Origin of the sequence: Afifella sp. IM 167 (assembly GCF_020144925.1) — a bacterium.
Classification (GTDB): domain Bacteria; phylum Pseudomonadota; class Alphaproteobacteria; order Rhizobiales; family Afifellaceae; genus Afifella.
Window position 1 is genome coordinate 1 of sequence record NZ_NSLC01000029.1, and the last position, 648, is coordinate 648.

Annotated in this window: 1 protein-coding gene; it reads left to right on the plus strand. The window is 71.9% G+C overall.

Features of this window, described 5'->3' with window-relative positions; translation table 11 throughout:
- Window positions 1-83: 83 nt before the first annotated feature.
- Window positions 84-648, plus strand: a 565-nt coding sequence (locus CLD20_RS19975; RefSeq protein ID WP_224408435.1) for a 4Fe-4S dicluster domain-containing protein, incomplete at its 3' end; no start/stop codon positions are given.

Here is a 648-nt window from a genome sequence, read left to right on the forward strand (position 1 = left end):
GTCGCCACCGTAGTCTTGCCGGTGCCGGGCGCGGCATGGGCGTTGGTCGCGGGCTGGGCAACGGTCGCGGTCGGGGCTGAGCGATGCGGGCGCTGACCATCGCCGTGGCCAGCGGCAAGGGCGGCACCGGCAAGACTACGGTGGCGACCAATCTGGCGCTGGCGCTCGAGCGCGTGCAATACGCCGACTGCGACGTCGAGGCGCCCAACGGGCACCTGTTCCTGCGCCCGCACTTCGACCGGCGTGAGCCGGTCGGGGTGCGCGTCCCGCGCATCGACCCCGGGCGCTGTACCCTGTGCGGCGACTGTGTCGAGGCCTGTGCCTTCAACGCCCTGGCGCTCACGCCCGACGAGCTGATGGTGTTCGACGAGCTCTGCCACGGTTGCGGTGCCTGCGACTACGTCTGCCGTGTCGAGGGCGCGCTCGGCGAGGTCGAGCGCCCGATCGGCGAGATCGCCGCCGGTCAGGCCGACACCCTGCCGGTGCTCCAGGGTGAACTCGCCATCGGCGAGCGCTCGGCGGTGCCGGTGATCAAGGCGCTCAAGCGGCGTCTGGAGCCGGGGCTCGCGACCATCCTCGATGCCCCGCCGGGCACCGCCTGCCCGATGGTCGAGACCCTCGATGGGGTCGACTTCTGTCTGCTGGTCA